Genomic DNA, 24396 nt, shown 5'->3' with positions numbered 1-24396 from the left:
AGGGGTCCGCGGCGCCCGTCTCCCCGCCGTGCCCGTGCCCGCCGTGCGCCTCGGCGCCGGGCGCACGGCCGGAGGGCCCGTGGCCGCCGTGCTCGTGAGCGTGGTCTCCGCGATCGTGGTCGTCGTGGTCGTCGTGGGACGGCGACGGGGTCGCGCTGCTGCTCAAGGTGCTACATCTCCTCGCTGACGTATCTCCGGAGCCAGGCCCGGAAGTCCGGTCCCAGATCTTCACGTTCGCACGCGAGTCTGACAATGGCACGCAGATAGTCGCCGCGGTCGCCGGTGTCATAGCGGCGGCCCTTGAAGACGACTCCGTGCACCGGGCCGCCGATCTTCTCGTCCGAGGCGAGGGTCTGCAGGGCGTCCGTCAGCTGGATCTCCCCGCCGCGGCCCGGCTCGGTCTCCCGCAGGGTCCCGAAGACGGCCGGATCCAGCACGTACCGGCCGATGATCGCGTAGTTGCTGGGGGCCTCGTCCGGGTCCGGCTTCTCGACCAGGTCCGTCACCTTCACGACGTCCGCGTCGCCCGTGGCCTCGACCGCCGCGCAGCCGTACAGATGGATCTGCGAGGGGTCGACCTCCATGAGGGCGATCACACTGCCGCCCTCCCGCTCCTGGATCTCCACCATCCGCGCCAGCAGCGGGTCGCGCGGGTCGATCAGGTCGTCGCCGAGGAGCACCGCGAAGGGCTGGTCGCCGACGTGCGGGGCGGCGCAGAGCACCGCGTGACCGAGGCCGCGCGGGGCACCCTGGCGCACGTAGTGCATGGTGGCGAGGTCGCTGGACTCCTGGACCTTGGAGAGGCGCTCGGCGTCGCCCTTCCGGGTCAGGGCCTCCTCCAGCTCGTAGTTCCGGTCGAAGTGGTCCTCCAGGGGACGCTTGTTCCGGCCGGTGATCATCAGCACGTCGGAGAGGCCGGCCGCGACGGCCTCCTCGACGACGTACTGGATGGCCGGCTTGTCGACGACCGGCAGCATCTCCTTAGGCGTCGCCTTGGTCGCCGGGAGGAAGCGGGTGCCGAGGCCGGCGGCCGGGATGACAGCCTTGCTGATCCGGCCCGACCTGGGGAGCGAGTGATTCATGCCGAGCACTTTAGTCGTTAGGAATGAGAGAAAGATGGTGCTCCGATTAACTTCCTCCACATAAAGGCAGGTTCGAGACTTTCGTGAATTCACAGGGAACGACACAGGGAACGACATGACACCTGAGATGTCCGAAAAGACCGTGCTGCGCAGCCGACTTCTCGGCGCCCGCGCCGCACTGGACGCCGACGCCCTGGCACGCACCGCCGCGTCCCTCGCCCGCCGGGGACTCGAACTCCCCGAACTCGCGGAGGCGTCCACCGTCGCCGCGTACGTGTCCGTGGGCCGCGAACCGGGCACCCGCGCCCTGCTCGACGCGCTCCACGCGCGCGGGGTGCGGGTCCTGCTCCCGGTGCTGCTCCCGGACAACGACCTGGACTGGGCGGCGTACGAGGGCCCCGAGCGGCTCGTGAAGGCCGGGCGGGGCCTGCTCGAACCGGCGGGACCCCGGCTGGGTCCCGGGGCAGTGTGCGGCGCCGACGCCGTCCTGCTGCCGGGCCTCGCGGTCGACGGCCGCGGGATGCGGCTGGGACGGGGCGGCGGCTCGTACGACCGGGTGCTCGCCCGGCTGGGGCGCGCGGGCGCCGATCCGTCGCTGGTGGTGCTCCTCTACGCGGACGAGGTGGTCGCGCGGGTCCCGGAGGAACCGCACGACCACCCCGTGCACGCGGTGGTGACCCCGGAGGGGATCACCCGCTTCCCGGCAGGCGCTACGGCCTGAGCTTGAGCGTGTCCTTCGTCGCCGCGTCGACGGCCGCCCTGCCGTAGGCCCAGTCGTACAGGTCGCCCCTCGCCCACGCGTCCGTCTGGTCGGTGTAGTGCGAGTTGAAGGCGTGGCCGGAGGCGCCGGTGAGGTTGATCCACCGGGACTTGTCCCAGTCGCCGACGTTGACGACCATCCGCATCGACGGGACCCAGATGACCTCGTAGCCGCCCGCGGCGTTCCAGCCGGTGGCGTCGACGGCCGCCTCGCCGCCGCCCAGGTTCCACGGGCCGCGGTTGAGGAGCCGCTGGACGACGCCGGGACCGGCGGTGCCGAGGGTCTGGTTCTTCAGGGTCAGCTGGTGCAGCCGGCCCCAGCTCCAGGTGGAGACGTCCTTGCCGAGCTTCGCGGTCAGCTCCCAGCGCGCGTCCTTCATGGCGCGGGCGAGCAGCTGGTCACGGGTCTCGGTGGCCTGGTCGGTGCGGTTGCCCGGGGTGACCCACCACTCGCTCTTCTCCTGCTTGAGCAGCGGGCGGACCACCTCGTACCAGCGGTCGCCGCCGTCCGGCTGGGCGGAGTCGGGGTCGCGCTGGCCGCACTCGCGGACGAGCTTGTTCTGCTCGTCGACCGGGCCGGTGGCGTCGGCCGGGAGCACGTTGATGCAGTCGCCCTCGGCGCGGAGCTCCTTGGGGAGCTTGTTGCCGAAGGCCAGCTTGAGGACGTTGCGCCAGACCGCGTTGAAGTAGGCGGCGGCGGCCGAGTCGGGCTCCTGGGTGTAGTCCCAGCCCTCCAGCAGCTTCTGCGCCTCGCGGACGTGCGGGTCCGAGATGTCGATCTTCAGCAGGAGCGGGTTGAGCAGCGTGGCGATCTCGCTGCGGTTGTCCGTCTGCATGGTCCGCATGTCGTCCGGCGAGATCTTGCCGCCGTCCTTGGTCTTCGACTCGATGAGGTCGTTGATCCGCTGGCTGCGGGAGCCGTAGCCCCAGTCCTTGGTGAGCAGGTCGGGGTAGCCCTCGGGGTCGATCACGGCCTGGTTGGCGGTGACGATGTAGCCGCGCTCGGGGTCGTACTCGTAGGGCAGCTGCTCGAAGGGGATGTAGCCCTTCCAGCGGTACGAGGAGTCCCAGCCGGGCGCGGGCAGGGTGCCGTCGCCCTTGGCGCGCTGCGGGATCTTGCCCGGGGACTGGTAGCCGATGTGGCCCTCGGTGTCGGCGTAGACCAGGTTCTGCGAGGGGACCTCGAAGTTCTTCGCGGCGGCGCGGAACTGGTCGAAGTCCTTGGCGCGGTCGAGGGCGAAGATCGCGTCCATCGAGCGGCCCGGCTGGAGCGCGGTCCACTGGAGGGAGACGCCGTAGCCGGTGCCGCGGTCGGGGGCGGCGTTGCCGACGGGGGCCTTCTGGCCGACCTTCTCCAGCTCGGAGGAGCGGTCCGAGACGAGCGGGCCGCGGTCGGTGGAGCGGACGGTGATCGTCCGGTCGCTGCCGCCGGCGACCTTGATGGTCTCCTCGCGGACCGTGAAGGGCTTGACCTTGCCGTCGACGAGGTAGCCGTCGGGGCCGATCTTCTCCAGGTAGAGGTCGGTGACGTCGGCACCGAGGTTGGTGAGACCCCAGGCGATCTTGTCATTGTGTCCGATGATCACACCGGGCATGCCGGAGAAGGTGTAGCCGGACACGCCGTAGCGGCAGGTCGCCGAGACCGAGCGGCAGTGCAGGCCCATCTGGTACCAGAGGGACGGCAGCTGGGGCGCGAGGTGCGGGTCGTTGGCGAGCAGCGGCTTGCCGGAGGTCGTGTACTGCCCCGAGACGACCCAGGAGTTCGAGCCGATGCCGTTGCCGTTGGGGCCGAGGAGGGCGGGGATGCCGTCCAGGACCTCGGAGAGCGCGCCGAGCTGGGTGCCGATCCCCTGCGAGGAGCCGGAGGAGGAGCCGGAGGAGCCGGGAGAGTCGGCGGCCGGGGTCTCGCCGGTGCTCAGGTCGTCGTCCTCGCCGGCCTTCGCCTTCGGGTCGAACTTCCCGCTGGACCCGTCCACCGCACCCTGCCCGACGATCGGCTGGTGGAGCGCGTACGGGTACTCCGGGTAGAGCTGCTTGATCTGGCTCGCGCTCATCCGGCTCGTCATCAGCGAGCGGTCGATCTCGTCCTGCATGTTGCCGCGCAGGTCCCAGGCCATCGCCTTGAGCCAGGCCACCGAGTCGACCGGCGTCCACGGCTCGATCGCGTAGTCGTTGGTGAGGGCCAGGGCCGCGTACTCGACGGAGACGTCCGCGGGGTCCCGGTCCTTCAGATAGGCGTTGACGCCCTCCGCGTAGGCCTGGAGGTACTTCTTCGTCTCCGGCGACAGGACCTTGTCGTACTCCTGCTGCGCGACCCGGCGCCAGCCGAGCGTGCGCAGGAAGGAGTCCGTCTCGACCTGGGTCTCGCCGAACATCTCGGAGAGCCGTCCCGCGGTCACGTGCCGCCGGACGTCCATCTCGTAGAAGCGGTCCTGCGCCTGGACGTAGCCCTGGGCGCGGAAGAGGTCCGCCTCGTTGTCGGCGTAGATCTGCGGGACGCCGTTCGCGTCGCGCTTCACCTCGACCTCGCCGGACAGACTGTCGAGCCGGATCTCGCCCGTGGTCTGCGGGAACGAGGCCCGGACGGTGCTCACACCCCAGTACCCGCCGTATCCGACGCCCGCGACCAGGGCGAGGACCAGGACGAGGAGGATCAGGCGGGCGCGCCGCCCTTTCTTCTTGGCGGGAGGCGCGGTCGTGTTGGAGGGCATCGCTGTCCTTCGAGGGGCAGGGTGGTCCTGGAGTACGGGAGCAACCTTAGGCGCAGCGTCCGGAGGCCCCGGACGCGGTGTCCGGAACAGAACCGTACGGGCGAGCGAGGAGGTGCAAAGGAGGCGTCAAGAAAACGTTAAAGATTAGGTAAGGTAACGAAGTGTCGGCCGCTGGAGGAACGATCCAGCCGCACGCGACGGCCGCTGGAAGACCGCTCCAGCCGCCTGTGAGGGGAAGGAACGGCCACTGACTGTCCACGAGCTCAACGCACTCCTGCTCATCAGCTCCCTCGTGCTGCTGATCGCGGTCGCGGCCGTACGGATCTCGTCCCGGAGCGGGCTCCCCAGCCTGCTGCTCTACCTCGGCATCGGCATCGCCATCGGCCAGGACGGCATCGGCAACGTCGCCTTCGACAACGCGGAACTGACGCAGGTCATCGGCTACGCGGCCCTCGTCGTGATCCTCGCCGAGGGCGGCCTCGGCACGAAGTGGAAGGAGATCAAGCCGGCCCTGCCCGCCGCGGTCGTCCTCTCCACCGTCGGCGTCGCGGTGAGCGTGGGCATCACGGCCGCCGCCGCCCACTACCTCGTGGGCCTGGACTGGCGGCAGGCCCTGATCATCGGCGCCGTCGTCTCCTCGACCGACGCCGCCGCGGTCTTCTCCGTCCTGCGCAAGGTGCCCCTGCCGTCACGGGTCACCGGCGTCCTGGAGGCCGAGTCCGGCTTCAACGACGCCCCCGTCGTCATCCTCGTCATCGCCTTCTCCACCGCGGGACCGATCGACGACTGGTACGTCCTCGTCGGCACGATCATCCTCGAACTCGCCATCGGCGCCGCCGTGGGCCTCGCCGTCGGCTTCCTCGGCGCGTACGGGCTGCGGCACGTCGCCCTGCCCGCCTCCGGCCTCTACCCGATCGCCGTCATGGCCATCGCCGTCGTCGCGTACGCGGCCGGCGCCATGGCCCACGGCTCCGGCTTCCTCGCCGTCTACCTGGCCTCGATGGTCCTCGGCAACGCCAAGCTGCCCCACGCGCCCGCGAACCGCGGCTTCGCCGAGGGCCTCGGCTGGATCGCCCAGATCGGCATGTTCGTCCTGCTCGGCCTGCTCGTCACCCCGCACGAGCTCGTCCACGACTTCTGGCCCGCCGTCGTCATCGGCCTGGTCCTGACCGTGGTCGCCCGCCCCATGGAGGTGCTGGTCAGCCTGCTGCCCTTCCGCATCCCCTGGCAGGAGCAGGCCCTGATGTCCTGGGCGGGCCTGCGCGGAGCCGTCCCTATCATCCTGGCCACCATCCCGATGGTGTCCGACATCGCCGGCAGCGAGCGGATCTTCAACATCGTCTTCGTGCTCGTGGTCGTCTACACCCTCGTCCAGGGACCGACCCTGCCCTGGCTGGCGAAGGCCCTCAAGCTCGGCGACTCCGGGGAGGCCGCCGACCTCGGCGTCGAGTCCGCGCCCCTGGAGCGGCTCCGCGGCCACCTGCTCTCCGTCGCCATCCCGGAGCACTCCCGGATGCACGGCGTCGAGGTCGCCGAGCTGCGGCTGCCGGCCGGAGCGGCCGTCACCCTCGTCGTACGGGAGGAGTCGAGCTTCGTCCCGGGGCCGGCGACCGTCCTGCGGCGCGGCGACGAGCTCCTCGTCGTCGCGACCGACCCGGTGCGGGACGCCACCGAACGACGGCTGCGCGCCGTCGGCCAGGGCGGCAAGCTCGCCGGCTGGCTCGGCACCGGAGGCGCCACGGCGGTCAGCCGGCCGCACGGCACCGAGATGCGCTTCCACCGACCGGAGCACCACAAGCGAACATCCGGTTAATCCCAGGCATTATTTCGGGGTCGGGGGCGTTTTCCCAGGCGGGAGGACGCTCCTCCCTGTACCATGAAGGCACACCTGATCGAACCAACTCTGCCTGACGCAGAGCTGGCGCGACCGTATGGCGGCCGTGGCGCCCCTCCGCAGTGGGGCCGGCCCGGTATCTACCGCAGTGACGCGCATGAGGACAGCTCTCGGCGACACCCGCACCACCGTGCCGGGACGCGCTACCAGGCGGCAGAAAGGCCAGGACCGTGGCGTCCACGGTCATCTCGGACAAGCGGCCCGGCTACGGGCAGCTGCTGCGCACCCCCGGTGCGCTGTCCTTCCTGCTCCCCGGCTTCGCCGCCCGGCAGCCCTTCGCGATGCTGACCATCGGCATCGTCCTGCTCGTCCAGCACACCACCGGCTCCTTCGGCAGCGCCGGCGCGGTCGCCGCCGTCACCGGCGTCTCGATGGCGCTGTTCGCCCCGCAGAGCGGCAAGCTCGCCGACCGCTTCGGCCAGCGCGCCGTCCTGGTCCCCGGCGTCCTCGTGCACGCCGCGTCCGTCTCCCTGCTCGTGGTGCTCGCGCTGAGCGGCGCCCCGCTGTGGGCGCTGTTCCTCGCCGCCGTGCCCGCCGGCGCCTCCGTGCCGCAGGTCGGGCCGATGGTCCGGGCCCGCTGGGCCGCCAAGCTCGACGGGACCCCGCTGATGCCGACGGCCGCGGCCTTCGAGTCCGTCACCGACGAGTTCACCTTCGTCGTCGGACCCGTCCTCGCGACCGCCCTCTGCACCGGCGTCCACCCCGCCGCCGGCCTGATCGCCGAGGCCGCCCTCACCCTCTTCGGCGGACTCTTCTTCGCCGCCCAGCGCGCCACCCAGCCCGCGTTCGGCATCTCCGCGGCCGCCGCCTCCGAGCCCCACCGCTCGGCACTCTCCATCCCCGGCGTCCGCGTCCTCGTCGTCGCCTTCCTCGGCATCGGCTCCGTCTTCGGCGGCATGCAGGTCTCGCTCACCGCCTTCACCGAGGAGATCGGCAACCCCGGCGCCAACGGCCTGCTGTACGGCGTCTTCGCCGCCGGCAACATGCTCGCGGGCATCGCCATGGGCGCCGTCGCCTGGAAGACCGGCCCCCGCCGTCGCCTGATCCTGGGCTACGCCGGCCTCACCGTCGCCGCCTCCCTGCTCTGGACCACGCACTCGGTGCTGCTCCTCGGCGCCCTCGGCCTCGTCGTCGGCCTGTTCATCGCCCCGGCCCTGATCACCGGCTACACCATCGTCGAGACCCTGATCCCGGCCTCCGCCCGCACCGAGGCCTTCACCTGGCTCACCGGCGCCGTCGCGCTCGGCCAGGCCGCGGCCGTCACGGTCGCCGGCCGACTCGCCGACGCCCACGGCGCGAGCACCGGATTCCTGGTCCCGATGGTGGGCACCGCGCTCGCCCTGGCCACGCTCCTCGCCCTGCGCTCGCGCCTCAAGCCGCGCGAGGCGAGCCGCGTCGCGGCGCGTGGTATCGGTCACCGCGTCGCGGTGGCGGTGGACTGAACCGGCGGAATACGTCAGTATGGATTGTCGTTAGCACTCGATGAGTGTGAGTGCCAGGAGGAAGACAAGTGCCGACCTACCAGTACCAGTGCACCGAGTGCGGCGAAGGCCTCGAGGCGGTGCAGAAGTTCACCGATGACGCGCTGACCGAGTGCCCCCAGTGCAAGGGCCGCCTGAAGAAGGTGTTCTCGGCCGTCGGCATCGTCTTCAAGGGGTCCGGCTTCTACCGGAACGACAGCCGTGGCTCGTCGTCCAGCAGCTCGCCGGCCGCGTCGAAGTCCTCGACCCCGTCGACCCCCGCCGCCTCCTCGTCGTCGTCCTCGACGTCGGACGCCAAGCCGGCCGCGTCGACCTCCTCCGCCTCGACGTCCTCGTCGAGCACCGGAAGCTCGGCCGCCTGACCCTGCGCCCGCCCCGTCTCAGGGCGGGTCCGCACGTTCCTCGCCAGGGCCCCGTCGTTCACGACGGGGCCCTCGGCGTTCCCCGGAACCCCGCATAGGGTGACCGGCATGGCGAACCCACACGCGTACGCGGACATCGGCGTGATCGGCGGCTCCGGCTTCTACTCCTTCCTGGAGGACGTCACGGAGGTCACCGTCGACACCCCGTACGGCAGCCCCAGCGACTCCCTCTTCCTCGGCGAGATCGCCGGCCGGCAGGTCGCCTTCCTCCCCCGCCACGGCCGGAGCCACAGCGTCCCGCCGCACCGCATCAACTACCGCGCCAACCTCTGGGCCCTGCGGTCCGTGGGCGTCCGGCAGATCCTCGGACCCTGCGCCGTCGGCGGACTCCGCGAGGAGTACGGACCGGGCACCCTCGTCGTCCCCGACCAGCTCTTCGACCGCACGAAGGCCCGCGCGCAGACCTACTTCGACGGGGAGCGGCGGGCCGACGGGGCCGTGCCCCGCGTCGTCCACGTGACCTTCGCCGACCCCTACTGCCCCGACGGGCGGCGGGTCGCGGTCAAGGCCGCCCGCGGGCAGGGCTGGGAGCCGGTCGACGGCGGCACCATGGTCGTGATCGAGGGGCCCCGCTTCTCCACCCGGGCCGAGTCCCGCTGGCACGCCGCGGCCGGCTGGTCGGTCGTCGGCATGACGGGCCACCCCGAGGCCGTCCTCGCCCGGGAACTGGGCCTCTGCTACACCTCGCTCGCGCTCGTCACCGACCTGGACGCGGGCGCCGAGACCGGCGAGGGCGTCTCCCACACCGAGGTGCTGCGGGTGTTCGGCGAGAACGTCGGCCGACTGCGGGAGGTGCTGTTCGACGCGGTGGCCGCGCTGCCCGCGACCGTCGACCGGGACTGCCTGTGCACCCACGCCCACGACGGCTGGAACCTGGGGATCGAACTGCCCTGACCCGGCCCGCCGGAGGACCGCAACCCCCCGGAAGGGTGAGGGAGTCGTCCACAGACGGTGGGCGGTCCCCAGGCCGGAGCGGGGAAGCGGAGCGGACCGGAGAGTGGGAGCCGATCCCTTTCCCGACCAGGACGGCGGCACCCTCCGATGAACCGCACCCTCCCCTCCCCCGTTCCGGCACCGTGCGTGGTGCCGCCCTTCGAGCCCCTGCGGGTGCACGGCCCCCGCCTCCGGCTGCGCAGGGCACTGCGCCGCGGCCGGTGGGCCCCCGCCACCGTCCTCGCCCTCGTGGCGGCCGCCCTCGCCGTGGCGGGCGGCGGCCCGCCGCCCGGCGCCGCCGCGGCACCCCCGGGCGACCGGACCGCCTCCGGCACCGCGCCCGTCCGGCCGTCCGTCGCCGTCCGGCTGGTGTCCGCGCCGGTGCGGATCGCCGACGCCGCGACCGTGCGGCTGCTCCGCCCCGGCGACCGGGTCGACGTGATCGCCGCGCCCGGCCCGCACCTCGGCGGGGACGGCCGGGCCCGGGTCGTGGCCGCGGGCGCCCTGGTCGCCGAGGTCCCCCGGCCGGACGCGACCGGCGCCGACGGAGGGGCGCTCGTCGTCCTGTCCGTGCCGCGCGCCACGGCCACCGCGCTGGCAGGAGCCGGTGTCACCTCGCAACTCGCGGTGGCATTGTGCTGATTCGCACTGACACCCTGTCAATTCACCGTTCCGTGTGTACGGATTGGACGATTCTGTTCCGTTCGCGGCCTAATGGCACGGCACACAGCAGCACAAGCGACGAAAGGCACCTTGGTGGCCGAGAAGAAGGAAAGTTTGCTGGCGGGCTTCAAGGCCTTCCTGATGCGTGGCAACGTGATCGACCTGGCCGTGGCCGTCGTCATCGGTGCCGCCTTCACCAACATCGTGAACTCGGTGGTCAAGGGCATCATCAACCCGATCGTCGGTGCCTTCGGCACCAAGGACCTGGAGAGCTACTCGACCTGCATCAAGGACACCTGCGCCGTCGTCAACGGCGAGGTGCAGGGCATCCAGCTCCAGTGGGGCCTGGTCCTCAGCGCGATCCTCAGCTTCCTGATCACCGCGGCCGTCGTCTACTTCCTCATGGTCCTGCCGATGGCGAAGATCCTCGCGAAGCGCGCGGCGCACGAGAAGGCCAAGGAGGGCGTCGCCGAGACCATGGAGATCAGCGAGCTGGAGGTCCTCAAGGAGATCCGCGACCACCTGGTCGCCCAGCGCGGCCCCGTCGCGGGCCCCGGGACGGGCACGGGCACGGGCCCCGGGACGGGCACGGGTTCCGGCGGTACGGGTTCCGGCGGTACGGGGACGCACCCCACCTCCTGACCGGCACCCCGTGCCGGAGTCAGAGGTGGTGCGGCGGCTTCTCGTCGAGGAAGCGCGCGAGGTCGGCGGCGCTGTCGCCGCCGGGAGGCCGCTCGCCCCATCCACGGTCCGTGTCGTCCGCGGACTGCTGGTCCAGCGGATCGTCGAAGACGAGTGCCGGCTGGGGACTGTTCTCGGGGCTGGGACCTACACCGGGCCGCTTCGCGTCTCGCGGTCCATGGGCGGGGGCGGTGCTCATACCCCCAGGGTACGCCCGACCTCCCGCCCCGAACCCCGCTGATCCGCGGTCCCACCGCCCCGCGCGGCCGCGTCCCGCTCAGCGGTCCTTCGGGTCGAGCATCCAGAGACCGAGCACCACCAGGAACGACAGGCAGAGGAAGCCCGCGCCCCACCACGCGGTCCCGGTGTCCCCCGCCATCCACTCGTCCACCACGATCGTGAGCCCCCAGAGCTGGCCGATGACGACCGTGAGCGCCAGCGTGAGGCGGGCCGTCAGCTTCGAGGAGCGCTCCGGCTCCTGCTCCGTGCCGGCTCCCGGCCCCGGCCCGGTGCGGGTGATCCGGGGGTCTCCGTACCCGCTGGTGGGACGGATCTGCGGATACCGCTCACGCACCGGGCGGTTCAGCCGCCGCTGCGCACTGCCCGGGGTGTACGCCGGCGGCCGCGGGGCGTCGGGCGCGGTCGGGGAGCCGGAGCCGGGGGCGGCGGGGTGCTTCGGCGGCTCCGGGGCCTCCGGGTCGCGGGGGAAGGCCTCCTCGGTCATGTGCGCTCACTCCTCTGCGGTGCCGTGCCCCGCGCCGAGGCGCCGGGACAGCCCAGCCGGTCGGCGAGTTCGGGACGGTCGTCGGCCAGCTGACGGCAGAGGCCCTCGCGGGCGCTCTCGCCCGAGCGGGCCGTGCCGATCGCCCAGACGCTTCCGTCGGTCTCCTCCACCAGCACCACCTTGGGCAGGCCCCGCGGCGGCGGACCGGCCGTGACCTCCCCCGTACGGGCGTCGAACACGCCCTCGTGGCAGGGGCAGTACAGCTCGCCCTCGCTGCCGCGCTCCTTGCGCCAGAGCACGGCGCAGGCCAGATGGGTGCAGACCGCGGAGTAGCCGGCGAGCGTGCCGTCCTCCAGGCGGACGGCGACCGCGCGGTCCTCGGAGCCGGGGTAGCGGAAGGCGAGGGACTCCCCGGGCAGGAGCCCGTCCGCGATCTTCTTGGGCTCGGGGGCCCCTGCACCGTCGCCGTGCCGGTGCAGGATGCCGGCGGCGACGGCGACACCGCCGACGGCGAGGCCGCCGGAGACGGTGGCGACGATCCGCAGGTAGTCGCGGCGGGTGGTGAGGGAGTCGGCGGCGATCCGGTCGTGGAGCGCTTCCTGGGCCGCGTCGGAGTGGGGGTCCGACGCGGGCCGCTCGGGGTCGGTGACGCTCAACGGACATCCCTTCCATTGATCTCGACGACGGGAAGGCCGCCGGGGACCGGCCACTGGACCTTGTCCGCGGGGACGACCATCGCCACACCGGTGGAGACGGTCGTGGAGCCGAAGGTGAAGGAGTCGGCGACCTGGACGCCGGGGCGCTCGGCCCGCAGCTCTTCGAGCGTTCCGTAGAAGAGGGCGCCGGTCGGGCAGACCGTGGCGCACATCGGGGCGAGGCCGTAGGCGGTGCGGTCGTAGCAGAGGTTGCACTTCATCTGGAGCTTCGCCTGGAGGTCGATCTTGGGGACGCCGAAGGGGCAGGCGTTGACGCAGTTGGCGCAGCCGATGCAGCGGGTGGTGTCGGCCTGCTGCACGACGCCGTCGGCGGTGACGAGGATCGCGTCGGCGGGGCACACCTCGGCGCAGGGGGCGACGGGGTCCTCGCAGTGCATGCAGACGGTGGGGAGGGAGGCGACGGAGTGGCCCTCGTCGGGGTAGTCGAGGTGGATCATCGACTTGCCGCGGTGGGAGTCGCATTCACGGCAGGCGGAGACGCAGGCCTGGCAGCCGATGCAGCGGCCCGGGTCGATGAAGATCGTGCGGCCCATCATGTGCGGGTCAGCTCCTCTCCGCGGTGCCGCGCCCCTGGGGGGAGGTGGGGGGCAGCGGGTCGGTACGGGACACCTGGGTCTCGGGGTAGGCCTGGTGGCCGGGTGCGGTGGGGGGTGCGGGCACCTCGTCGATCTGCGGGGCGGCCTCGATGCGGGCGGCGCAGACCTTGTACTCCGGGATCTTGGAGCGGGGGTCGAGGGCGTCGATGGTGAGGGCGTTGGCCGCGGTGGGGACCGGCCAGTGGTACGGGACGAAGACGGTGTCCGGGCGGATGGCCTCGGTGACGAGGGCGGGGAAGACCTCGCTGCCGCGGCGGGTGACGACCCGGACGGGGTCTCCGTTGCGGAAGCCGTGGGAGGGGTGGACCTCGACCCAGGGGCGGGGGGTCTGCTCGACGAGGGCGCCCAGTCGGCGGGTCTGGTTGCCGGAGAGGAAGTGGGCGACGGTGCGGCCGGTGGTCAGCGAGAGCGGGAACTCCTCGCTGTACGGGTCCATGGGCGGGTGCCACTCGACGACCTGGAGGTGGATCTTGCCGTCGGGGTGGTAGGTGCGTCCGTCCTCGAAGAGACGGGGGGTGCCCGGGTGGTCGGTGCCGGGGCAGGGCCAGGCGATGCCGCCGGTCTCCTCCAGGCGCTCGTAGGTGATGCCGTAGTAGTCGTTGACGGTGCCGGCGGAGGCGATGCGGAGTTCCTCGAAGACGGAGCGGGAGTCGGCGAAGTCGAACTTGTCCCCCGCGCCGAGCCGCCGGGCGAGTTCGCAGATCACCCAGGTGTCGGTGCGGACCCCGGCCGGGGGTTCCTGGGCCTTGTTGTGCTTGACGACCCGGGCCTCGGCGTTGGCCATGACGCCGTCGTCCTCGGCCCACACGGTGACGGGGAAGACCACGTGCGCGTTGGCGGCGGTCTCGGAGAGGAAGAAGTCGAACTGGGCGTGGAATTCGAGGGTGTCGTAGCCGTCCTTGACGGTGGCGTAGTTCGGGAGGGAGACGAAGGGGTTGTTGCAGATCCCGATCAGTCCGCGGATCTCCTTGCGCTGCATCTGCCAGACCATCTCCATCATGGAGGTGCCGGCGAGCGGGAGATCGGCCTCGTCGATGCCCCAGATCTCGCAGATCTGGCGGCGGTGCTCGGGGTTGGTGATGGAGCGGCCGCCGGGGAGGAGGTCGGACTTCTGGCCGTGCTCGCGGCCGCCCTGGCCGTTGCCCTGGCCGGTGATGGTGCCGTATCCGGCGCCGGGCCGGCCGATGTGCCCGGCGGCGACGCACAGGTTGATGATGCTGAGGCAGTTCTCGACGCCCTGGGAGTGGTGCTCGACGCCGCGGGCGTGCCAGGCCATGGCCCGGTCCGCGCCGGCGAACATCCGGGCGACCTGGACGATCTGCTCCGCGGGGACGCCGCAGATCTCGGCGGACCTGGCCGGCGGGTACGCGGCGACGGTCTCCTTGACCGCCTCCCAGCCGGTGGCGTGGGCGGCGAGGTAGGCCTCGTCGGCGAGTCCCTCGGCGACGACGACGTGGAGGACCGCGTTGAAGAAGGCGGAGTCGGTGCCCGGCTTGAGGGCGACGTGGACGTCGGCGGTGCGGGCGATCGCGGTCTCGCGCGGGTCGACGACGATGAGGGTGGCGCCCCGGTCGCGGGCTCCCCAGAGGTACTGGGTCATGACGGGGAAGCATTCGCCGACGTTGGACCCGGCGATGAGGAGGCACTGGGTGAGGAGGATGTCGGAGAAGGGGTTGCCGGCCCGGTCGATGCCGAAGGCGAGCTTGTTGGCACCGGCGGCGGAGACCATGCAGAGGCGGCCGTTGTAGTCGACGTGCCGGGTCCGGAGCGCGGTCCTGGCGAACTTGCCGACGAGATAGGTCTTCTCGGAGAAGAGGCTCGCGCCGCCGAGGAGCCCGAAGGCGTCGTTGCCGTACTCGCCCTGGATGCGGCGGATCTCGGCGACGGTGTGGTCGAGCGCCTCGTCCCAGCTGACCTCGCGGAACTCCTCGTCGCGGTTGCGGCGCATGAGGGGCGCGGTGAGCCGGTCGGGGTGGTTGACCTGCTGGTAGGCGTTGATGCCCTTGGGGCAGAGCCGCATCCGGTTGATGTCGTGGTTGCGGGGTTCGACGCCGAAGACCTTGCCGGCGTGGTCGACGCGGAGGTACATGCCGCACTGGACGCCGCAGAAGCAGCAGTGCGTGGGGACGAGGGTCTCGCCGTTCTGGTCGGCGTGCCAGCGGTCGGCGGGGATGCCGCCGGCGTCGCGGAAGTTACGGGTGCCGGGCGGGGCGAGGGAGGGATCGAGCGGCAGCTCCCGGCGGGGGTCGGTCGCGGTCACTTGAACCCCTTCTTCACGTGGTCGAGGTAGGCGTTGCCGCGCAGGACGCGCTTGCAGCGGGGGCAGTACTCGGCCCAGTCGTCGAAGCCGAGGTCGAGGTCGCGCATGGTGCCCTTGAGGTTCTCCACGTACGGGGCGGTGTCGATGGGCTCGTGGCAGCGGCGGCAGGCGAGCACCTCCTCGTCCTTGCGGCGGGCGGTGTACTTGAAGAGCTGCATGCCGACGGCGGCGGGCCGCTGGACGATGTGGAAGAACTTCCCGAAGGGGATGTAGATGAGGGTGAAGACGACCGACACCATGTGGAGGATCGCGAGGAACTCGTAGCCTCCGCCGTGCAGGAAGATCGACGAGAAGGTGAGCAGCAGCCCGGTCACCGAGATGACGATGAGGGCGAGCAGCGGGACGAGGTCGTAGGCGAAGCGCTGGCCGGTGACGGCTCCGCGGTCCTTCATGCGGCGCCAGAGGAAGTAGCCGGCGCCGGGGATGACGAGGACGGCGGCGATGTCGAGGCCGTGGAACATCAGCCAGCCGACGATGTCGAGCGCGTCGAAGCCGATGACCTTGAATCCCCAGATCCGCATCTCGTAGCCGGGGCCGGAGCCGGTGGCGGAGGTGAAGGTGAACCAGCCCCAGGTGAGGGGGAAGGTGATCGCGGCGGCGAGCAGGCAGCCCCAGAAGATGAGCTGGTGGGCGGCCCAGCGGGCGTGTGAGCGGGCGCCGAGGAACTTCTGGAAGCCGAGGTAGGTGGCGATCATCTTCGGCAGTGCGGTGGGTGCCCGGCGGAAGTTGGCGACGGAGAAGAAGGAGCCCCAGCCCTTGTGGAAGAGGCGGCGGGCGCCGGGGGCCGAGATCCAGACGGTGTAGCGGTAGGCGACGCCGAAGGCGAGGAAGACGGTGGCGACGGCGTAGGGCAGCAGGGCCGAGTCGAAGTCGCGGAGCAGGCGGCTGCCGAAGACGATCGCGAGGATCAGCAGGACGGAGACGACGGCGCCCGCGAGGGAGGCCCGGCGGCGCACGGCGGCCGGGGTCTGCGGGGGGAGGCCGCCGGCCGGTTCTCCCGGGGCGGGGTCGCCGGGGACGGGGGCGCCTGGTGTGGGATCGCCCGGGGGTGGTGTCGGCTCGGCGGTCTGCGGTGGCTCGGTCACGCGGCCACGGTAAGGCCCTATGCGACGTTCTGCCCTGTTTTGCACTGCTCTGGAGTGAGGGCGTCGCCCGGACGGGTCGGGCCGGTGGGGTCCGGTCGCCTCAGACCGCGTTCAGGCCGTGGGCGCGGAAGACCTCGCGCACCTCGGCGACCCGCTCGGGTGCCGGGGACGGCGTGTCGTGCAGGGTGAACGGCATGGCGAGTGCCTGCCACTTCGCTTCGCCGAGCTTGTGGAAGGGGAGGACGTCCACGCGGGAGACGTTGCCGAGGCCCCCGGCGAAGGCGGCGATCCCCTCCACGTCGGCCGGGTCGTCGGTGAGGCCCGGGACGAGGACGAAGCGGACGTGGACCTCCTGGCCGAGGTCGGCGAGACGCCTGGCGAAGTCGAGGGTCGGCGCGAGCGGCCGGCCGGTGACCTTCCGGTACGTGTCGGGGTTCCAGGCCTTGATGTCGAGCAGCACCAGGTCGGTGTCGCGCAGCAGCGCGTCGGTGGCGCGGACGCCCAGGAAGCCCGAGGTGTCGAGGGCGGTGTGGAGGCCGAGCTCGTGCTTGAGCCGGTGCAGCAGCTCGCCGGTGAAGACGGGCTGGAGGAGGGGTTCGCCGCCGGAGACGGTGGTGCCTCCCCCGGAGGCGGAGATGAAGCGGACGTACTTGCCCGCCTCGGCGATCACGGCGTCGGCGGAGGTGCGCCGGCCGTTGCGCATCCGCCAGGTGTCGGGGTTGTGGCAGTAGAGGCAGGTGAGGGGGCAGCCGGAGAGGAAGGTGACGAAGCGGGTGCCGGGTCCGTCGACGCCGGTGGACAGGTCCCAGGAGTGGACCGAGCCCTCGGAGGGGCGCCGGCTCGCGGCGGCGGCGGGGGTGGCCGCGGGGGTCGTCGGGGTCGCGGCGGCGGTCGCGTGGGCGGGGGGTGCGGCCGGGGTGGACGCGAGGGCGGGGCTTGTCATGGCGGGGCCTCCTCAGGAGGGCCTTAGGGCGGTGCGGAGGGGTGCGGCCCCGGGGCCGGCGGTGAGGGCCACCGGCCCCGGGCGCGGGGAGGGGCCGTCTACAGCGAGCCGTGGAAGGTGCGGTTCAGGACGTCGAGCTGCTGCTCGCGGGTGAGCCGGACGAAGTTGACCGCGTAGCCGGAGACCCGGATGGTCAGCTGCGGGTAGTCCTCCGGGTGCTCCATGGCGTCCATGAGCGTGTCGCGGTTGAGGACGTTGACGTTCATGTGGAAGCCGTCGCTGGCCATGTAGCCGTCGAGGATGCCCGCGAGGTTCCCGATCCGCTCCTCGGGGGTGCGGCCCAGGCCGTCGGGGGTGACGGTGTTGGTCAGCGAGATGCCGTCCTCGGCGTCCTCGTAGGGGAGCTTGGCGACCGACAGGGCCGAGGCCACGTAGCCGTGGGTGTCGCGGCCGTTCATCGGGTTGGCGCCCGGGGCGAAGGGCTCTCCGGCGCGGCGCCCGTCGGGGGTGTTGCCGGTCTTCTTGCCGTAGACGACGTTGGAGGTGATGGTCAGGACGGACTGGGTGTGCTCGGCGCCGCGGTAGGTCGGGTGCTTGCGCACCTTCCTCATGAACTCCTCGACCAGCCAGACCGCGATCTCGTCCGCCCGGTCGTCGTTGTTGCCGTAGGCCGGGTAGTCGCCCTCGACGGTGTAGTCGGTGGCGAGGCCGGTCTCGTCGCGGTGGACCGTGACCCTGGCGTACTTGATGGCGGCCAGCGAGTCGACGGCGACCGAGAGGCCGGCGATGCCGAAGGCCATGGTGCGGCGCACGTCGCGGTCGTGGAGCGCCATCTCGATGCGCTCGTAGGCGTACTTGTCGTGCATGAAGTGGATGACGTTCAGCGAGTGGACGTAGACCCGCGCGAGCCACTCCATCTGCTCGTCGAACCTGGCCATCACCTCGTCGTGGTCGAGGACGTCGGAGGTGAGGGCGCCGGTGTCGGGGCCGACCTGGGCGCCGGACTTCTCGTCCCGGCCGCCGTTGATCGCGTACAGGAGGGTCTTGGCGAGGTTCACGCGGGCGCCGAAGAACTGCATCTGCTTGCCGACCGGCATCGCGGAGACGCAGCAGGCGATGGCGGTGTCGTCGCCGAAGCGGGGGCGCATCAGCTCGTCCGACTCGTACTGGACGGAGGAGGTGTCGATGGAGACCCTCGCGCAGAACTCCTTGAAGCCCCGCGGGAGGCGCGGCGACCAGAAGACGGTCATGTTCGGCTCGGGGGCCGGGCCGAGGTTGTAGAGGGTCTGGAGGTACCGGAAGGAGGTCCGGGTGACGAGCGGGCGGCCGTCCTCGCCCATGCCGGCGAGGGACTCGGTGACCCAGGTCGGGTCGCCGGAGAAGCCCTGGTCGTACTCCGGGGTGCGCAGGAAGCGGACGATGCGGAGCTTGATGATGAAGTCGTCGACGAGCTCCTGCGCCTGCTCCTCGGTGAGGAGGCCGGACTCGATGTCGCGCTGGAGGTAGACGTCGAGGAAGGTGGAGGTGCGGCCGAGGGACATCGCGGCGCCGTTCTGCTCCTTCACGGCGGCGAGGTAGGCCAGGTAGAGCCACTGGACGGCCTCGTGGCCGGTGGTGGCGGGGCCGGAGAGGTCGTGGCCGTAGGAGGCGGCCATCGCCTTGAGTTCGCCCAGGGCGCGGATCTGCTCGGCGAGTTCCTCGCGGAGCCGGATCGTCTCCTCGATCGAGCGGTGCCCGGCGGGGAGCGCGTCGAGTTCCGCCTTCTCCTCCCGCTTGACCTCGACGAGCCGGTCGACGCCGTAGAGGGCGACGCGGCGGTAGTCGCCGATGATGCGGCCGCGTCCGTAGGCGTCGGGGAGGCCGGTGACGACGCCGGCCTTGCGGGCGGCGCGGATCTCCGGGGTGTAGGCGTCGAAGACGCCGGCGTTGTGGGTCTTGCGGTACTCGGTGAAGATCTTCTCGAGGTCCTCGGAGACCGGGTAGCCGTAGGTCTCCAGGGCTCCGGCGACCATGCGCCAGCCGCCGTAGGGCATGATCGCGCGCTTGAGCGGGGCGTCGGTCTGGAGGCCGACGATCAGCTCCCGGTCCCGGTCGATGTATCCGGGGGCGTGGGCGGTGATGGTGGACGGCACGTCGTACGAGACGTCGTAGACGCCCTTGGCGCGCTCCTCGGGGAACCGGTCGGTGATGGCCTTCCACACGGCGGTGGTCCGCTCGGTGGGTCCGGCCAGGAAGGAGTCGTCGCCCTCGTACGGCGTGTAGTTCTGCTGGATGAAGTCGCGGACGTCGACGGCGTCGCGCCACAGTCCGCCCTTGAAGCCCTTCCAGGCCCGCTCGTTCACCGTTGCTTCAGCAGGGGTCGCAGTCACTGCCCGCACCGCCTTCTTCGATTCATTCGGTCGCGTTTCTGCCTGCTTCCATTGCACCGCTTCCGATCGATCATCTCGGTCGGCAATGGTCACCTCCGGGCGGCCTTAGGTCCTGTTCCGGGTACGCAAAAAGACCCCGCCGCGCGGGGTCTTTTTCCGGGGTGTCTCAGCTGGGGGCCTCGGCGCTCTTCCGTGCGTAGAACCACCAGGTCACGACCATGCAGCTGACGTAGAAGGCGACGAATCCCCACATCGCGCTGGTCACGGCCACCGAGCCGAACAGGGCCGGGATGAAGAAGAAGCCGTAGGCCGCGATGGCCGAGGTGAATCCGGTGACGGCGCCGGACTCCATCTCCGCCTGCTTCAGCGCCCTGTCGTATTCCGGGGTGCCTTCCTCGAGGCCCTTGAGGTGGGTCCCCCGGAAGATGACCGGGATCTGGCGGAAGGTCGAGCCGTTGCCGATTCCGGAGAAGAAGAAGGCGGCGAGGAAGCAGAGGAAGAAGCCGTAGAACGAGCCGCCGTCACTGCCCGAGGGCAGGAACTCGATCACGCCGATGATCGCCGCGGCCATGCCCACGAAGGACAGGATGGTGACCCGGGCACCGCCCCACCGGTCGGCGATCCAGCCGCCGCCCCAGCGGGCGAGCGCGCCCACGGCGGGGCCCATCCAGGCGTAGGTGGCGATCGAATAGTCCGGGAAGGTGGTCTTGATCAGCATCGGCAGGGCGGCGGCGAAGCCGATGAAGGAGCCGAAGGTGCCGACGTACAGCCAGGTCATCAGCCAGTTGTGCTTCCGCCTGAAGATGACCTTCTGCTGCTTGAACGGGGTCGAGGCGACCTTCAGGTCGTTCTGCCCGAACCAGGCGACGGCCGCGAGGACCAGCAGGACCGGGACCCAGAGGAAGGCGGCGTTCTGCAAGTACACGGGGGTGCCGTCGGCCTTGTGCTGGGCCGAGCCGATCGCGATGGTCGACCAGGTGATGACGATCGGGGTCAGCAGCTGCACCACGGAGACGCCGAGGTTGCCCAGGCCGCCGTTGATGCCGGTCGCGCTGCCCTTCTTCGCCTTGGGGAAGAAGAAGCCGATGTTGGCGAGGGAGGAGGCGAAGTTCGCGCCGCCGATGCCGCAGAGGGCGGCGATGGCGACCATCACGGCGTACGGGGTCGTCGGGTCCTGGATGGCGACGCCGAGCCAGATCAGCGGCACGATCAGCACGACCGTCGACAGGGCGGTGAAGCGGCGCTGCCCGACCATCGGGCCGAGGAAGGTGTAGAGGATCCGGGCCGTGCCGCCGGTCAGACCGGGGATGGCCGTCAGCCAGAACAGCTGGGAGGTGGAGAAGCCGAAGCCGACGTCCTTCAGGTTCGTCGCGGTGACCGACCAGACCTGCCAGACGACGAAGGCCACCAGCAGCGCCGGCACGGCGATCCACAGGTTGCGGTTCGCGACCTTCCGTCCGATCGACTTCCAGAAGAGCTCGTTCTCCGGCTCCCAGTCCGTGATCGGCCTGCCGGGACGGTACTGCTCCGTGTCGTACGAGACGGCGGGGTCGCCGCCCGTCCTTCTGCTGTCCTGGACTACGGAACTCATGGCGCTTCCCTGACTTCCCTGGCGTTCGGGGACTTCCTTGCCCTTCCAGGCTGCGCCGCGCCACCCGGGCCGGGTCAGTGCCGATGGTCGCCGGACCGGAGGGCCAAGGTCGGGCCGCGCACGGGCCCTACGACAGGGCCCGGGGCCCGTCAGGGCCGGCTCGTGGGCAGCGGAAGGACCGGGAGGGCCACCGCCGGATCGTCGAGGCAGGCACCGGTCCGCAGGTCGAACTCCTGCTTGTGCAGGGGCGATGCCACCACCGGCACCCCGTCCCGGCTGCCCATGATCCCGTCCGCGATGACGTCGGCGCCCGAGAACGGGTCCCGGTTGCCCACCGCGTACACCGTGCCGTCCCCGTCCCGGAACAGCGCGGCCTCCGTGCCGTCCGCGAGGACCGCGGCGCGGCCGCGGCCGGGCTCCAGGAACTCCACCCCGGCCACGTGCGGCTCGAAGCGCGCCAGGGCCGCCGGGTCGTCGAGGACGGCCCGCCACTCGTCGCGGTACGCCGCCACGTGCCGGTCCAGCTGCGCCTCCAGCTCCGCGCAGATCCCGAGCGAGTCCTCGACCAGGACGTCCCGGAGGTGCGCCGGGCCGTCGCCCCCGTCGGCGATCCGCTCCAGCCAGGCCGAGGTGCGCTCCAGGCGCTCCCCGGTCCGTACGTAGTACATGAGGAACCGGTCGACCAGCGTGAAGAGCGCGGCGGCCGTCAGGTCGGAGGCGAGGAGGTCGGCGTGCCGGGGGCGGGTGCCGCCGTTGCCGCAGACGTACAGGTTCCAGCCGCCGGCGGTGGCGATCACGCCGATGTCCTTGCCGCGTGCCTCCGCGCACTCGCGCAGGCAGCCGGAGACCCCGCCCTTGATCTTGTGCGGGGCGCGCAGGCCCCGGTAGCGGAGCTCCAGGTCGATCGCGAGCTGCACCGAGTCGCCCTGCCCGAAGCGGCAGAACCGGGAGCCGACACAGGACTTGACCGTGCGCAGGGACTTCCCGTAGGCCTGCCCGGACTCGAAGCCCGCCGCGAGCAGCCGGCGCCAGATGACGGGGAGCTCCTCCTTCCGCGCGCCGAAGAGGTCGATCCGCTGCCCTCCGGTGATCTTGCTGTAGAGGCCGTGGTCGCGGGCCACCTCGCCGATCGCGATGAGCTGGCCGGCGGTGATCTCGCCGCCCGGGACGCGCGGCACGACCGAATAGGTGCCGTCCTTCTGCAGGTTGGCGAGGAAGAGGTCGTTGGAGTCCTGGAGCGCGGCCTGCTCGCCGTCGAGGACGTGCCGCAGGCCCAGTTCGGGGGCGAGGGTGCCGAGGACGTTGGCGACGACGGGCTTGCAGACGGCGCAGCCCGCGCCGCCGGAGCCGTACCGCTCCGCCAGCTCGGTGTACGAGCGGATGTGCTCGGCGCGGATCAGTGCGTAGATCTCGGGTCGGGACAGCTCGGGGAAGTGCTCGCACAGGCCGCGGGGCCGGGCCACTCCCGAGGCGTCGAGGACGGCCTGGAGGGTGTTCACGCAGCCGCCGCAGCCCGTGCCGGCCCTGGTGCAGCGCTTGACGCCGCCGACGTCGGTCAGCCCGTGCCCGGCGATGGCCTCGGCCACCGCTCCCTTGGTCACGTTGTGGCAGGAGCAGACGACGGCGTCGTCGGGCAGGGCCTCGGCGCCGGGCGGCTCCGCACCCGCCGCGCCGGCGGGGAGCAGGAACGCCTCGGGCGGGCCGGGCAGTCGGCGGCCGGCGTGCGGCTTGAGGGACCCGTACGCCTCGGCGTCGCCCACGAGGATGCCGCCGAGGAGCTGTCCTTCGGGGCCGAGCAGCAGTTTCTTGTAGACGCCCTCGCGTCCGTCCGAGAACACGATCTCGGTGGCCCGCGGCCCGCCGTCCCGGCCGTCGGCGAAGGGGTCGCCGAAGGAGGCCACGTCCGCGCCGAGCAGTTTCAGCTTGGTGGAGGTGTCGGCGCCGGTGAAGAGCGTCGCACCGGAGCCCGCGAGCTGGTCGGCGACCGTCTCCGCCATCTGGTAGCCGGGGGCGACCAGGCCGTACACCCGGCCGTCGGAGGTCTGCGCGCACTCGCCGATCGCGTACACGTACGGGTCGGTGGTCCGGCAGCGTTCGTCCACGGCCACTCCCCCGCGGTCGCCGACCGCGAGTCCCGCCTCGCGGGCGAGCCGGTCGCGCGGCCGCACCCCGGCGGAGAAGACGACGACGTCGGCGGGGAGCCGTGCGCCGTCCGAAAGCCTCAGCCGGCGGGCCCTCCCGTCGGCGTCCGTCTCGACCTCGGCGGCTCCGACGCCGGTGTGCACGGACACCCCCAGGGACTCGATGGTCGCGCGCAGGGCCGCCGCGCCTCCGTCGTCGACCTGGAGCGGCATGAGCCGGGGCGCGAACTCGACGACGTGCGTGGCGAGTCCGAGGGTGCGCAGCGCCCCGGCGGCCTCCAGGCCGAGGAGGCCGCCGCCGATGACGACACCGGTCCCGGCCTGCTCGGCGTACCGGCTGAGGGCGTCGACGTCGTACAGCGTGCGGTACGTGAAGCAGCCGTGGGCGTCGGCGCCGGGGATCGGCGGCACGAAGGGGTACGAGCCGGTCGCCAGGACCAGGGCGTCGTAGGGGACGATCGCGCCGGAGGTGGTGGCGACCGTGCGGGCGGCCGGGTCGATGTGCTCGGCGGGGTCGCCGAGCCGCAGGTCGATGCCGTGGCCGGTGAGGAACTCGGGGGTGGAGAGGCCGAGTCGGCCGGGGTCGGTGCCGGTGAAGACGGATGACAGGTGGACCCGGTCGTAGGCGGGCACGTCCTCCTCGGCGAGCACCGTGACCCGCCAGCCGGGACCGCCGGGAGCGGCCGGGTCGGCGAGCGCGCCGCGCTCGGCCAGCGCCTCCAGGAGGCGGTGGCCGACCATGCCGTGGCCGATGAGCACGAGGTTCTGCGTCCGCTGGGCGGCCATGGCGGTCTCCGGGGGGGGGTGGGGGTGGGTTCGGGTGGGTGGGTGCGCGGGGCGGGCGGGGCGGTACGGGGACGGGCGGGGGGGCGGCTGCCCGGGGACGGGCGGTCGGCTCGCGTGCGGGCGGCTGCCCGGCGGGCCGACGGTCGGCTCACGGGCGGCTGCCCGGGGACGGGCCCGGGACGCGTCCGGGCGACCGGCTCGCTTACGAATGTCTTTACGAGGCGGGCGACCGGGTCCCTCCCGAGGCGGGCGACCGGCTCGCTCACTGGTCTCCTCCCGGGCGCGACCGGCTCGCGTCCGGATCGCGTCCGGGTGTGTTCTCCTCCGACCGTAGGGGCGGCGGGCGGGCGTGTCGGGCCGTGAAGGGCCCGAGGATCCGGGACTTGGGACCCTGCCGCCGGGGCCGAACGGCGCGGCCGCAGGGCGTCGGCGCGGGCTTAGCGTGAACGGGTGGGGCCGCGCCGACGCACGACACCGTCGCGCGGCCCCCGACAGGGAC

Annotated in this window: 19 protein-coding genes; 7 read left to right on the top strand and 12 right to left on the bottom strand. The window is 71.9% G+C overall.

Annotated features, from left to right (window positions below; translation table 11 throughout):
• Positions 1-170 precede the first annotated feature (170 nt).
• On the bottom strand, positions 171-1082 hold the full coding sequence (galU, locus tag ACF09E_RS30965; RefSeq protein ID WP_392208931.1) for a UTP--glucose-1-phosphate uridylyltransferase GalU: 912 nt from the start codon (positions 1080-1082) through the stop codon (positions 171-173).
• A 115-nt stretch (positions 1083-1197) separates the two neighbouring features.
• Between galU and ACF09E_RS30960 the strand changes: the two genes are divergently transcribed.
• Positions 1198-1803, top strand: coding sequence for a 5-formyltetrahydrofolate cyclo-ligase (locus ACF09E_RS30960; RefSeq protein ID WP_392208929.1), 606 nt, complete (start codon positions 1198-1200; stop codon positions 1801-1803).
• On the opposite strand, the gene ACF09E_RS30955 is transcribed toward ACF09E_RS30960, so the two are convergent.
• Positions 1793-4552, bottom strand: coding sequence for a penicillin acylase family protein (locus ACF09E_RS30955; protein ID WP_392208927.1), 2760 nt, complete (start codon positions 4550-4552; stop codon positions 1793-1795). The two genes, ACF09E_RS30960 and ACF09E_RS30955, sit on opposite strands and share 11 nt — an antisense overlap.
• Before the next feature lie 292 nt (positions 4553-4844).
• Between ACF09E_RS30955 and ACF09E_RS30950 the strand changes: the two genes are divergently transcribed.
• The 6 genes from ACF09E_RS30950 (at position 4845) to mscL (ending at position 10587) form a co-directional block, all read left to right on the top strand.
• The gene (locus ACF09E_RS30950) at positions 4845-6365 is read left to right on the top strand and encodes a potassium/proton antiporter (RefSeq protein ID WP_392208925.1); all 1521 of its coding nucleotides are present in this window, start codon (positions 4845-4847) and stop codon (positions 6363-6365) included.
• 251 nt (positions 6366-6616) lie between these two features.
• Positions 6617-7888 (top strand): MFS transporter, encoded by a 1272-nt coding sequence (locus ACF09E_RS30945; RefSeq protein ID WP_392208923.1) that lies wholly within the window; start codon positions 6617-6619, stop codon positions 7886-7888.
• Positions 7889-7956: 68 nt separating this feature from the next.
• Positions 7957-8289 carry an FmdB family zinc ribbon protein gene (locus ACF09E_RS30940; RefSeq protein ID WP_392208922.1) on the top strand — a complete coding sequence of 111 codons (333 nt, stop codon included), beginning with the start codon at positions 7957-7959 and terminating at the stop codon, positions 8287-8289.
• A gap of 108 nt (positions 8290-8397) precedes the next feature.
• On the top strand, positions 8398-9243 hold the full coding sequence (locus ACF09E_RS30935) for an S-methyl-5'-thioadenosine phosphorylase (RefSeq protein WP_392208920.1): 846 nt from the start codon (positions 8398-8400) through the stop codon (positions 9241-9243).
• Positions 9244-9390: 147 nt separating this feature from the next.
• Positions 9391-9924 carry a hypothetical protein gene (locus tag ACF09E_RS30930; RefSeq protein ID WP_392208918.1) on the top strand — a complete coding sequence of 178 codons (534 nt, stop codon included), beginning with the start codon at positions 9391-9393 and terminating at the stop codon, positions 9922-9924.
• 114 nt (positions 9925-10038) lie between these two features.
• Complete coding sequence (mscL, locus tag ACF09E_RS30925; RefSeq protein WP_392208916.1) at positions 10039-10587, top strand: large conductance mechanosensitive channel protein MscL; 549 nt, start codon at positions 10039-10041, stop codon at positions 10585-10587.
• Positions 10588-10606: 19 nt separating this feature from the next.
• On the opposite strand, the gene ACF09E_RS30920 is transcribed toward mscL, so the two are convergent.
• From ACF09E_RS30920 to nirB, 10 genes are all read right to left on the bottom strand, one after another.
• The gene (locus tag ACF09E_RS30920) at positions 10607-10825 is read right to left on the bottom strand and encodes a hypothetical protein (RefSeq protein WP_392208914.1); all 219 of its coding nucleotides are present in this window, start codon (positions 10823-10825) and stop codon (positions 10607-10609) included.
• Positions 10826-10903: 78 nt separating this feature from the next.
• Positions 10904-11350: a hypothetical protein gene (locus tag ACF09E_RS30915; RefSeq protein WP_392208912.1), complete on the bottom strand. Its 447-nt coding sequence runs from the start codon at positions 11348-11350 to the stop codon at positions 10904-10906.
• The gene (locus ACF09E_RS30910) at positions 11347-12006 is read right to left on the bottom strand and encodes a ubiquinol-cytochrome c reductase iron-sulfur subunit (protein WP_392208911.1); all 660 of its coding nucleotides are present in this window, start codon (positions 12004-12006) and stop codon (positions 11347-11349) included. The genes ACF09E_RS30915 and ACF09E_RS30910 overlap by 4 nt, the downstream gene beginning before the upstream one ends.
• Positions 12003-12602: a 4Fe-4S dicluster domain-containing protein gene (locus ACF09E_RS30905; RefSeq protein ID WP_361857161.1), complete on the bottom strand. Its 600-nt coding sequence runs from the start codon at positions 12600-12602 to the stop codon at positions 12003-12005. The genes ACF09E_RS30910 and ACF09E_RS30905 overlap by 4 nt, the downstream gene beginning before the upstream one ends.
• Before the next feature lie 7 nt (positions 12603-12609).
• Positions 12610-14922, bottom strand: a complete 2313-nt coding sequence (locus tag ACF09E_RS30900; protein WP_392208909.1) for a molybdopterin oxidoreductase family protein — start codon at positions 14920-14922, stop codon at positions 12610-12612.
• Positions 14919-16067, bottom strand: coding sequence for an MFS transporter (locus tag ACF09E_RS30895; RefSeq protein ID WP_392208907.1), 1149 nt, complete (start codon positions 16065-16067; stop codon positions 14919-14921). The genes ACF09E_RS30900 and ACF09E_RS30895 overlap by 4 nt, the downstream gene beginning before the upstream one ends.
• A 100-nt stretch (positions 16068-16167) precedes the next feature.
• Positions 16168-17010 carry a pyruvate formate-lyase-activating protein gene (gene pflA / locus ACF09E_RS30890; protein WP_392208905.1) on the bottom strand — a complete coding sequence of 281 codons (843 nt, stop codon included), beginning with the start codon at positions 17008-17010 and terminating at the stop codon, positions 16168-16170.
• Positions 17011-17108: 98 nt separating this feature from the next.
• On the bottom strand, positions 17109-19379 hold the full coding sequence (gene pflB, locus ACF09E_RS30885) for a formate C-acetyltransferase (RefSeq protein ID WP_392208904.1): 2271 nt from the start codon (positions 19377-19379) through the stop codon (positions 17109-17111).
• A gap of 166 nt (positions 19380-19545) precedes the next feature.
• Entirely contained in the window at positions 19546-20970 is a 1425-nt protein-coding gene (locus ACF09E_RS30880; RefSeq protein WP_392208902.1) for a NarK family nitrate/nitrite MFS transporter, read from the bottom strand.
• A 149-nt stretch (positions 20971-21119) separates the two neighbouring features.
• Positions 21120-23897, bottom strand: coding sequence for a nitrite reductase large subunit NirB (gene nirB / locus ACF09E_RS30875; RefSeq protein WP_392208900.1), 2778 nt, complete (start codon positions 23895-23897; stop codon positions 21120-21122).
• Positions 23898-24396 lie beyond the last annotated feature (499 nt).

It is taken from the genome of Streptomyces sp. NPDC014891 (assembly GCF_043081085.1).
Classification (GTDB): Bacteria; Actinomycetota; Actinomycetes; order Streptomycetales; family Streptomycetaceae; genus Streptomyces.
The sequence above is the reverse complement of the archived record's forward strand: the minus strand, read 5'-3'. Positions and strand labels throughout refer to the sequence as shown.

What these genes read in the sequence shown, in the direction of transcription:
- galU (WP_392208931.1), bottom strand. Translation starts at nt 1,082, where the DNA reads ATGAATCACTCGCTCCCCAGGTCGGGCCGGATCAGCAAGGCTGTCATC.
- ACF09E_RS30960 (WP_392208929.1), top strand. Translation starts at nt 1,198, where the DNA reads ATGACACCTGAGATGTCCGAAAAGACCGTGCTGCGCAGCCGACTTCTC.
- ACF09E_RS30955 (WP_392208927.1), bottom strand. Translation starts at nt 4,552, where the DNA reads ATGCCCTCCAACACGACCGCGCCTCCCGCCAAGAAGAAAGGGCGGCGC.
- ACF09E_RS30935 (WP_392208920.1), top strand. Translation starts at nt 8,398, where the DNA reads ATGGCGAACCCACACGCGTACGCGGACATCGGCGTGATCGGCGGCTCC.
- ACF09E_RS30930 (WP_392208918.1), top strand. Translation starts at nt 9,391, where the DNA reads ATGAACCGCACCCTCCCCTCCCCCGTTCCGGCACCGTGCGTGGTGCCG.
- ACF09E_RS30920 (WP_392208914.1), bottom strand. Translation starts at nt 10,825, where the DNA reads ATGAGCACCGCCCCCGCCCATGGACCGCGAGACGCGAAGCGGCCCGGT.
- ACF09E_RS30915 (WP_392208912.1), bottom strand. Translation starts at nt 11,350, where the DNA reads ATGACCGAGGAGGCCTTCCCCCGCGACCCGGAGGCCCCGGAGCCGCCG.
- ACF09E_RS30905 (WP_361857161.1), bottom strand. Translation starts at nt 12,602, where the DNA reads ATGATGGGCCGCACGATCTTCATCGACCCGGGCCGCTGCATCGGCTGC.
- pflA (WP_392208905.1), bottom strand. Translation starts at nt 17,010, where the DNA reads ATGACAAGCCCCGCCCTCGCGTCCACCCCGGCCGCACCCCCCGCCCAC.
- ACF09E_RS30880 (WP_392208902.1), bottom strand. Translation starts at nt 20,970, where the DNA reads ATGAGTTCCGTAGTCCAGGACAGCAGAAGGACGGGCGGCGACCCCGCC.
- nirB (WP_392208900.1), bottom strand. Translation starts at nt 23,897, where the DNA reads ATGGCCGCCCAGCGGACGCAGAACCTCGTGCTCATCGGCCACGGCATG.